Source organism: Xylanibacter caecicola (genome assembly GCF_013166515.1).
Classification (GTDB): domain Bacteria; phylum Bacteroidota; class Bacteroidia; order Bacteroidales; family Bacteroidaceae; genus Prevotella; species Prevotella caecicola.
The window spans coordinates 19,480-28,858 of the sequence record NZ_JABKKJ010000028.1 but is presented as its reverse complement, the minus strand read 5'-3'; the positions used below and the strand labels follow the sequence as shown (position 1 = coordinate 28,858).

The following is a 9,379-nucleotide window of genomic DNA, read 5'->3' as shown; positions in this document are numbered from 1 at the left end:
TATCCTGCTGTTGTCCGCTCTCGGGGGCGGTCTCGTCCGCCCCCGCCGCTCGGGCAGCCCCTCACGAGAGGAGTGAGGTAATGGCTATTCCATAATCAAAGTTTTGCACTTCGATTTGGAAGCTTCAGAAGGCAACGGCTATGCACACGGCATGGCAGGTAGTATCACTGACTTTGAAGGTAAGGCATTTGCACGCGACGTGTTGGGACTGACATCATGCGAGGTATCAATAGGCACACTTGATGCGGGACAGGCTGTGCCGTTCTTCCACAGCCATAAGGAGAACGAGGAAATTTACATTATACTGTCCGGAAAGGGTGCTTTCCAAGTGGATGGCGAAGTGTTCCCCGTTGCAGAAGGCTCTATCGTACGCGTTGCTACGGGGCACGACCGCAACATACGCAACACGTCTGTTGCCGGCAAGATGACATACCTTTGTATACAGGCACGTGAAGGAAGTCTGCGCGGATGCACTATGGATGATGCGGAGATTACGCAACGCGAGTCGCTGCTTTGAAAAAGGGGGAGATAGAGGAAGACAGAAGAAGATATGTGGCTTGCGCCACAGAAGATAAAGGACAATAGTTTTGGAAAAAGCAATCCGACATTTATCTTTTATCTCCCTCTATCTTCTTTTATCTCCCTAAAATTCTTTATAAATCTTTATCTTCACTTCATCTTAAAGAAACGCCACCGCTTCGCCGTATGTGCTATTGCGAGCAGCAGAAATGTGAAGCCTATTTTTCCGTGCACTCCGCCGAAAGGCGAATGTTGTTGCGTTGCAACCCAATGCAATGTTGTGATGATGCCGCTCGCAAAGGTGAGCAATCCGGACAGGGCGAACCATCTTGTTATAGTAGATTTCTGCTTGCGCAGCCTGCCAAACCACGATTTCAACTCATAATGAAGATACAAGTGCCATGCCACGTTGCCGGCAAACAGACTGCCCACGGCGATGTGTACACACACACATGTTATGCTGCGGCTCCCCGTAGCTTCAAGAAATATGCTTGTGGCAAGCATTATGATTGTCATGAATAGCAAGAAAGCGTTGCAGAATTTCAGTTTTTCTTTCTTTGTCATGGGCTGTAAAAATATAATAAATAGGAGTATCTCCTCTTGCGAACTTCTATAAAATAAAGAAAGGTGTGTCTGAAAAGACACACCTTCTTGTATGTATGTTTGGAATAAGTTATTTTTGTTAAGCTTCGGCTTCAGGTATTACTGATACCACGCTCTTGTCCTTACGACCCTTCTTGAAGTTTACAATGCCGTCTGTCAAAGCGTAAAGAGTATCATCTTTACCAATACCTACATTCTGACCGGGGTTATGCTTGGTACCACGCTGTCTAACGATGATGTTACCTGCGATAACCTTCTGTCCGCCAAAAATCTTGATGCCTAATCTTTGTGAAGCCGATTCACGACCGTTCTTAGAACTACCAACACCTTTTTTATGTGCCATTTCTTACTTCCTCCTAAAAATTAAGCGATTACTTGTTTGATTTCAACCTCTGTGAACTGTGCACGATGACCGTTCTTCTTGCGGTAATCCTTTCTGCGCTTCATCTTGAAGACGATAACCTTATCTCCCTTTACCAGCGGATTCACAACTTCACATACTACCTTTGCACCGTCTATGGTGGGTGCGCCAACCTTGATTGTGCCGTCGTTGTCTACGAGCAACACCTTGTCAAACTCAAGAGCTTGACCTGCCTCAGAGTTCTTGATGTGGTTAACGAAGAGCTTTTTGCCCTGTTCAACCTTGAACTGCTGACCGTTAATTTCTACAATTGCGTACATTATATATTATAAAAACGGTTTCTCCGCGAGGCGTGCAGGCATCGTGCCGCCACTTGTTTGAGCCTCTACGGACTAAATCGGCTGCAAAATTACTTATTTATATTGATAGTATCAATTTTTGATTTGATATTTAATATTGTATTAACAGATATTAACTATGTGCGTCCCATCAGTGGATTTCGGAAGTAAGTGCTATCTTTCCTCTAAAGAAAACAATTTCTTTATCTTGCCGGTGTGGGGATCTCAATATTTTCATATCTTTTTGATAAAGATAATAATAATATCTAACCTCGTCTTATAGCTTTTGTACGGCAAAAAACAAATGAATTTGTTGTTTTGCTTTCGGCTTATCCGTATCTTTGCACCTAAAAAGATAATTGTTATATTGACAACATGGATCCTAAGACAAGAAAAGAATTGAAAGAGAAGATTTTCTACGTTGTTAAGACAAAGAGGATGTACAAAAAAAATGATTATACGGTAAGGCAGTTGGCAGAAGACTTGAAGACCAATCCGCGCTATGTCTCCATGGTGCTCAGCGAGTGTTACGGCATGAATTATAAGACATTCGTCAATAAGTTTCGTGTAGAAGATGCCATGGCGATGCTGAGCAATGAAGAATATGACAGTATGAACGTTGAGGATATAGGTACGGCTGCGGGATTTCTCAATAAGCAGTCTTTCTTTACGTATTTTATTAAGATAGCCGGAACAACTCCTCTTAGGTATAGGAAGAATGTTAGGGGTTGAGGTTTAAGGTTACTTTTGAGGTTGCTTATGAGGTTGTAAGGTTCTGAGGTTTCTGGTTTTTAAGGTGAGAAATGCTTGTGGTTGTCTTTGGATACCATATAATTTAATCTCTTAAACAAATAGCTCTCTATTTATACCGGAAAATCAAAACAGCAATCTTCACCTTATAACCTTATACCTCGCACCTAATAACCTCAAACATACCACCTCACCATCTCACACTTGTCACCTAAAAACCTTATAACCCACAACCCTCATAACCTAAAAAATGGAGAATTTTAAATATAACGACGAGCGCTTTGCAGACATACAGATGTTGAGATACAGACTCAACGGTTTTGAACAGTTAACGCTCAAACGGAAGAAACTTGTGTATTATCTGTCCCAGGCAGCCCTTTGCGGGCGTGACATAACGTTCGACCAGTTCGGCAAGTACAACCTGCGTATAAGAAAGATGCTTGAAGCTGTGTACAAAGGCTTCCAGGGTGACCGTGAGTGCGACGCTTTCAAGGCATTGGCGGTATATCTCAAGCGAGTATGGTTCTCAAGCGGAATATACCACCACTACGGATGTGAAAAGTTCGTTCCGGAATTCACGGAGCAGTTCCTAAGAGAAGCCTTGCATGATGCGGACATAAAGGAACTGCCCCTTGAAGAAGGACAAACCATAGAAGATATGTGCAACGAGCTTTTCCCCGTGATATTCAATCCGGAGATATTGCCCATGCGCGTCAATCAGGCAGACGGCGAAGACCTTGTGAGGACCTCTGCATGTAACTATTATGACGGTGTGACGCAAAAGGAGGTGGAGGAGTACTATAATGTCCTTAAGGATATGGATGACGAAGAGCCTGTGTCATACGGTCTTAACACGCATGTGAGCAAGGTTGATGGAAAGGTTGCCGAGATTGTGTGGAAAGAAGACGGGATGTATGGCGATGCAATAAGACAGATTACATTCTGGCTGGAGAAGGCTGCTGCCGTGGCAGAGAACAATAGGCAGCGCAGTGTTATAGAGACTTTGGTAAGATATTACCGTACGGGCGATTTGCGCGAGTTCAACAAGTTCTGTATAGAGTGGGTCGGTGAGAACGACGCACATGTGGATTTTATCAACGGGTTTATAGAAGTATACGGCGACCCGTTGGGTATGAAAGGCTCGTGGGAAGGACTTGTGGAATATCGTGACGTGGAAGGCAGCAGGCGCACGCAGACGATAAGCGGCAACGCGCAGTGGTTTGAAGACCATTCGCCTGTAGACCCGCGTTTCCGTAAGCCCCATGTAAAAGGAGTGACCGCCAATGTTATATGTGCGGCAATGCTCGGCGGTGACGAGTATCCGGCGACGGCAATAGGCATTAATCTGCCCAATGCCGACTGGATACGTGCACGTTATGGAAGCAAGAGTATAACGATAAGCAACATAACGTCGGCTTATAACGAGGCTTCGCGCGGCAGCGGATTCAAGGAAGAGTTTGTCGTAGACCGTGAGACGATGGAACTTATAGATCGCTACGGCGGTTATTGCGACGACCTTCATACCGACCTGCACGAGTGTCTCGGACATGGCAGCGGCAGGTTGCTCGACGGTGTAGACCCGGACTCGTTGAAGGCATACGGCAGTACCATTGAAGAAGCCCGTGCCGACCTGTTCGCCCTTTATTACATGGCAGACGAGAAGATGTTGCAGCTCGGGCTGCTTCCGGACAAGAATGCCTATAAGTCACAGTATTATACCTATATCATGAACGGCGCGATGACACAGTTGGTTAGGATAAAGCAAGGTGCCCGCATAGAGGAGGCACACATGCGCAACAGGGCACTTATCGCAAACTGGTGTTATGATAAAGGTCATGATGAAAATGTAATAGAAAAGGTTGTGCGTGGCGGAAAGACTTTTATCCGCATAAACAGCTATGACAAACTGCGCGCGCTCTTCGCAAAGCTACTGGCAGAGATACAGCGTATAAAGAGTGAAGGCGACTATGATACGGCGCGTGCTCTTGTTGAGAGATATGCCGTGAATATAGATCCGGAGCTGCATACCGAAGTTCTTGAACGCTATAAGCGTCTTGATCTTGCTCCTTACAAAGGATTTATCAATCCCGTTCTTACTCCTGTTGTTGACGGTAATGGTGAAATAACGGATATAAGCGTGGATTACACGGAGACGTACGAGGAACAGATGATGAGGTATGGCAGGGAGTTTGGATTTTTATGATTATTGAATAAGGGGGGAGATAAGGGAAGATAAAAAAGATAGAGGGAGATAAAAGACAAATGTCGGATAGTTCTTCCAAAGCTATTGTCCTTTATCTTCTGTGGCGTAAGCCACATATCTTCTGTTATTTTCCTCTATCTTCTTATTCTATTGTCCTCTAAACTTCCTGTAACTTCTTTTATCTTGCCTGTCGCTAATGGTTTTAAATAATATATAAAATGGATAAACTTAAAGAAATAAAACAACGGTTCTTCTTGTCGATGAACGGCATCGTGTCTCGGTCGATGAGAGAAAAAGGAATAGAGTATAAGATAAACTGGGGCATAGAGTTGCCTGTTCTTAAGCGCATGGCGGCAGAATACGGCAAGGACTATGACCTTGCCAGAGCACTGTGGAAAGAAGACATACGCGAATGCAAGATACTTGCTACGCTGATAATGCCGGCAGAAAGGATGGATGCAGAACTGATGTCGCTGTGGCTGGAGCAGACCACGTCTTTCGAGATGGCGGAGATGGTGGCATTCAACTTGTTCCGACATGTTAAAGGTGTGGCAGACTGCGCTTTCGAGTGGATAGCCTCGGCAAGTGATATTTATCAGACTTGCGGCTTCCATGTCATGGCAAGACTGCTGAAAGAAAACAATATGCTTAATGACAGAGACCGAAACGAGATAGAAGACCAGGCGCAGGCGGCATTGACTGGTGGCTCGTTGCAGGTGCGGCGTGCGGCAGCGGCATGTCTTGGGGCATGCCGTAATGAATGACTTTATAAAGGAGATAGAGGGAGATAGGTAATAAATAAAAGGAGATATAGGGAGATAAGAGAAGATAGAGGGAGATAAAAGACAAATGTCTGATTGCTTCTCCCTAAGTTATTGTCCTTTATCTTCTGTGGCGTAAGTCACATATCTTTTTCTATCTTCCTCTATCTCCTTATTTTATTCCGTACCAAATGTTCTTCAGTATTGATGCAATAAATATAGATAAAATGCTTATCTTTGTAAAAACTACTTTATTGTCGGTATTTAAAGAAAGTATAATCTATTTTAATTTATAATTTTTATCATTATGAAAAAGTACATTGCTGAAATGATTGGAACCATGGTTCTTGTCTTAATGGGATGTGGAAGCGCGGTATTTGCCGGCAGCATAGCCGGAACAGTGGGCGCAGGAGTCGGAACTATAGGCGTTGCCCTGGCATTCGGCTTGTCTGTAATCGCCATGGCATATACCATTGGCGGCATATCCGGTTGCCATATTAATCCTGCCATTACATTGGGAGTGTTGTTATCGGGAAGAATGAGCGGCAAGGATGCCGGAATGTATATGCTGTTCCAGACAGTCGGAGCCATAATCGGTTCTGCCGTACTGTTTGTTTTGGTGTCTACCGGTGTTCATGAAGGACCGACAGCGACCGGTTCAAACGGTTTCTCGGACGGAATGATGTGGCAGGCATTCATTGCCGAGGCTGTGTTCACGTTTATTTTCGTTCTCGTGGTGCTTGGTTCCACAGATGAAAAGAAAGGCGCCGGCAATATGGCAGGTCTTGCTATCGGTCTGACACTGGTACTCGTACATATCGTATGTATCCCCATTACCGGTACATCCGTAAATCCGGCACGCAGTATCGGACCGGCATTGTTCCAGGGTGGTGAGGCGCTGTCGCAGTTATGGCTGTTTATCGTAGCGCCGTTTGTGGGAGCTGCTTTAAGTTCTGTAGCTTGGAAAACGATTGCAGATGATAAGAATTAATATGTTTTACCGATATTAATCTCATTATCTGATTTATTATAAGGTTGATATATCCTGAACTCTGTGCCCGTTATATGGACAATGAGTTCAGGATATATTTTTATATGCAATTCTTTCTCGGACAGTTGCAATATCCAAAATAATTCATAATTTTGTAGTATGATATACTTAAAAACATTTCTATGAGAAAGCAATGGACAGAAGCAACCTGTGTCTTGTAAAATAAATGCGTTTATGATACGGCGAAGTTTTCCTTCATATATTCAACTTGACATAAATGAAAAAATACAATGTTCTTTTAGCTCTTATGCTGTTGTGTCTCTACAGCCTGCCTTCTAATGCCCAATATAGAATATCCGGCAAGGTAACGGGGGCTGACGGTAAGGGAATGCCTTTAGTAAACGTTGCTCTTCTTTCGGTATCGGACAGTATATTTGTAACAGGTGCCGTAACAGACAGTCTTGGCATGTATGATGTTGTTTTGGCAGAAGGAAAATATATAGCGCGCTATTCATTCCTTAGTTACCGCACAATATGTAAAGAGATTAGTATAGAAGGGGATAAAGAACTGCCTGTTGTCTGCATGGAGCCTTTGCCTATTGCGCTTGATGAAGTAAAGGTTACTGCAAAGAAACAAACGTTCAAGTTGACTGGGAACGGACTGTTGGTTGACGTAGAGAACGACGGAATACTGAAAAGACAGAATGACATATACGAACTGTTGAGTCGTATACCGGGTATAATGCGGTCGGGGCGCAGCGTGCAGGTCATTGGCAAGTCATCGTTAGTGTTCTATATAAACGGTCGTAAAGTTATGGACGCTTCGGAAGTAGACTACCTGCAAATGGATCAGATAAAGTCTGTTAAGGTGGTCACCGGTACGGATGTGAGCTATAATGTTGGAGGCAGTGCCGTGATAGACATCCGCACGAAACGACTTGGCGAAGGTTTTGCGCTCAATGCCACAGGAAATCTTACGCAAGGTAAGCATCTGTCCGGTAGGACGGGATTTTATTCCGGTTATAATACAGGCAAATGGGACTTCTTTCTCTCATATTATTACGGTAGGATCAAATCGCAGGATGATTTGTATTCCACGGTGCGTACGCAGGCATCCACCGTGTGGAATAAGGACGAACATACTCGTTCGCTATTGTCGGCAAACAGTCATAATTACAAAGGCGGCATGGTGTATAGTTTCTCTCCGGAGTCATCTGTTGGCTTTCAATACATTGGCAGTTACGGCAGTACGACAGGTAGCAGCCGTGATACAATTTCAATGATACCCAATATAGGTGTTCCGTCGTTTATGAATACAGATGGTCGCAATAACGACAATATCACCGGTCATCATCTGAATTTTTATTACAACACAAAAATAGGAAGTAACTGGAGCCTGAATACATGTGCCGACTATGTAAACAAGTTGCATGACGGAGACAAAAGATTGTTGGAGCATGATTATGTTTCGGATGAGAAGACGGTGGCATACACACAGAAGTCACGGTGGAATATTGCCGCAGCCAACATACACGCCTCTTACAGTACTGAAAAGTTTGGCAACATTGCCATGGGCTACGATTTCAGCCATTCATGGGGTAAAGACAACATCCTTTACAATTCTTCTGGTTATAGAGGCTGTACAAGCAACCGTGAGACAAAGAACTCGCTGTTTGTGAAGTATGACAAGGAGATAGGCGATTTTAACATTGAAACAGGATTGCGCTATGAGTATGTATATTCGTGGCAGGACAAACGGAATTCGGAAGAGAATGAAACCCACGGCACACATAACTTTCTTCCGTCGCTTAGTATTGGTCATCAAAAGGGTATGCTGATGCAAAGCCTTAACGCGTATATAGAGACGCAACGCCCCGATTTTACGGATATGAACGATAATATGGCATATCAGAACCGCTACAATATGTTGTTGGGCAATCCGTATCTCAAGGCTTCCACCACCTACTGTCTTAACTATACGCTGATGTACAAGTTTCTTTATCTTAGTCTTGGCTATGATTATATCCGTCATCCTATCATCGGCAATTTCTTCAGCATGCCCGAAAATCCGTCGGTTGTTGTTGGCAGGGTAGAGAATTTTTCTAACAGACAGGCTCTTACGGGTAGTGTCTACTTGCGCCATACCGTAAAATGGTGGACTCCGATGTTCTCGCTGGTCTTAATGAAATCGTTTTTCCATTATCCCGGTCCTGAGGGCACAACCCTGCATGATGGTCGTCCCGTTATATTAGGTTCTGTCGCAAGTGATTTCAACTTGCCCAAAGGTCTGCTCTTTTCAACACGTTTAGACTATAACCTTGGCGGATATTTGCAGATGTTAAAGGTGAAGCCATACTACTCATTGAACTTGAGCTTGAAGAAATCATTCCTCAAAGACCGTCTGGACTTGTCGGCTGATATATACGACCTGTTTGACAAAGGACACAATAAGGCGACATGGCAGCTGAACAACCTGAATTTTAATCACAAACAGTTTGGCGAGACCCGTAAGTTCGGGATAACCCTTACCTGGCGTTTCCGTAAGAGTAGGGAAATGAACGAGCAAAGCGCAGCCAAGGAGGAGATGGAGCGATTGAACTTAAATGAAGAGTAAATGGAAAGATATGTTGCAATATGCCGTCTCTTGGCGTGTAAAAGACCGTCTTTCAGAACACAATATGTCGCCTTTTAGAGTCTGAAAGATATTGTCTTGATTGTCAGAATGTTATACGGTTGTTTACTGCGTATGGATATATATGGTTCGTTTCTTGTGTCTTTTCACCTTTTTTTGTATTTTTGCAGGAAATAAATCTTAAAAACAATGACATTATCCAACCTTAAAAAAATACTCAT

The 9,379-nt window shown here is 43.8% G+C and carries 9 protein-coding genes; 6 read left to right on the top strand and 3 right to left on the bottom strand.

The window, feature by feature from the left end:
- Positions 1-115: 115 nt before the first annotated feature.
- Positions 116-517: a cupin domain-containing protein gene (locus HPS54_RS11425; RefSeq protein ID WP_253952003.1), complete on the top strand. Its 402-nt coding sequence runs from the start codon at positions 116-118 to the stop codon at positions 515-517.
- Positions 518-669: 152 nt separating this feature from the next.
- Here HPS54_RS11425 and HPS54_RS11420 read toward each other — a convergent pair whose 3' ends face one another.
- From HPS54_RS11420 to rplU, 3 genes are all read right to left on the bottom strand, one after another.
- Complete coding sequence (locus tag HPS54_RS11420) at positions 670-1,083, bottom strand: hypothetical protein (RefSeq protein ID WP_172345581.1); 414 nt, start codon at positions 1,081-1,083, stop codon at positions 670-672.
- 118 nt (positions 1,084-1,201) lie between these two features.
- A complete protein-coding gene (rpmA, locus tag HPS54_RS11415; protein ID WP_172345580.1) occupies positions 1,202-1,465 on the bottom strand; it encodes a 50S ribosomal protein L27 in 264 nt (87 codons plus the stop codon).
- Between the two features lie 20 nt (positions 1,466-1,485).
- Positions 1,486-1,803 carry a 50S ribosomal protein L21 gene (gene rplU, locus HPS54_RS11410; RefSeq protein WP_172345579.1) on the bottom strand — a complete coding sequence of 106 codons (318 nt, stop codon included), beginning with the start codon at positions 1,801-1,803 and terminating at the stop codon, positions 1,486-1,488.
- 456 nt (positions 1,804-2,259) lie between these two features.
- Between rplU and HPS54_RS11405 the strand changes: the two genes are divergently transcribed.
- From HPS54_RS11405 to HPS54_RS11385, 5 genes are all read left to right on the top strand, one after another.
- Positions 2,260-2,553, top strand: coding sequence for a helix-turn-helix domain-containing protein (locus tag HPS54_RS11405; RefSeq protein WP_172345578.1), 294 nt, complete (start codon positions 2,260-2,262; stop codon positions 2,551-2,553).
- Between the two features lie 268 nt (positions 2,554-2,821).
- Positions 2,822-4,774, top strand: coding sequence for a dipeptidyl-peptidase 3 family protein (locus tag HPS54_RS11400; RefSeq protein ID WP_172345577.1), 1,953 nt, complete (start codon positions 2,822-2,824; stop codon positions 4,772-4,774).
- Between the two features lie 218 nt (positions 4,775-4,992).
- Entirely contained in the window at positions 4,993-5,538 is a 546-nt protein-coding gene (locus tag HPS54_RS11395; RefSeq protein WP_172345576.1) for a DNA alkylation repair protein, read from the top strand.
- 304 nt (positions 5,539-5,842) lie between these two features.
- Positions 5,843-6,526, top strand: coding sequence for an MIP family channel protein (locus HPS54_RS11390; RefSeq protein WP_172345575.1), 684 nt, complete (start codon positions 5,843-5,845; stop codon positions 6,524-6,526).
- A gap of 277 nt (positions 6,527-6,803) precedes the next feature.
- Positions 6,804-9,140 (top strand): outer membrane beta-barrel family protein, encoded by a 2,337-nt coding sequence (locus tag HPS54_RS11385; RefSeq protein WP_172345574.1) that lies wholly within the window; start codon positions 6,804-6,806, stop codon positions 9,138-9,140.
- Positions 9,141-9,379: the final 239 nt, after the last annotated feature.

Bases quoted from the DNA above. Each gene is read 5' to 3' on its own strand.
- HPS54_RS11385 (WP_172345574.1), top strand. From the start codon at position 6,804: ATGAAAAAATACAATGTTCTTTTAGCTCTTATGCTGTTGTGTCTCTAC.
- HPS54_RS11395 (WP_172345576.1), top strand. From the start codon at position 4,993: ATGGATAAACTTAAAGAAATAAAACAACGGTTCTTCTTGTCGATGAAC.
- HPS54_RS11400 (WP_172345577.1), top strand. From the start codon at position 2,822: ATGGAGAATTTTAAATATAACGACGAGCGCTTTGCAGACATACAGATG.
- HPS54_RS11390 (WP_172345575.1), top strand. From the start codon at position 5,843: ATGAAAAAGTACATTGCTGAAATGATTGGAACCATGGTTCTTGTCTTA.
- rplU (WP_172345579.1), bottom strand. From the start codon at position 1,803: ATGTACGCAATTGTAGAAATTAACGGTCAGCAGTTCAAGGTTGAACAG.
- HPS54_RS11420 (WP_172345581.1), bottom strand. From the start codon at position 1,083: ATGACAAAGAAAGAAAAACTGAAATTCTGCAACGCTTTCTTGCTATTC.
- rpmA (WP_172345580.1), bottom strand. From the start codon at position 1,465: ATGGCACATAAAAAAGGTGTTGGTAGTTCTAAGAACGGTCGTGAATCG.
- HPS54_RS11405 (WP_172345578.1), top strand. From the start codon at position 2,260: ATGTACAAAAAAAATGATTATACGGTAAGGCAGTTGGCAGAAGACTTG.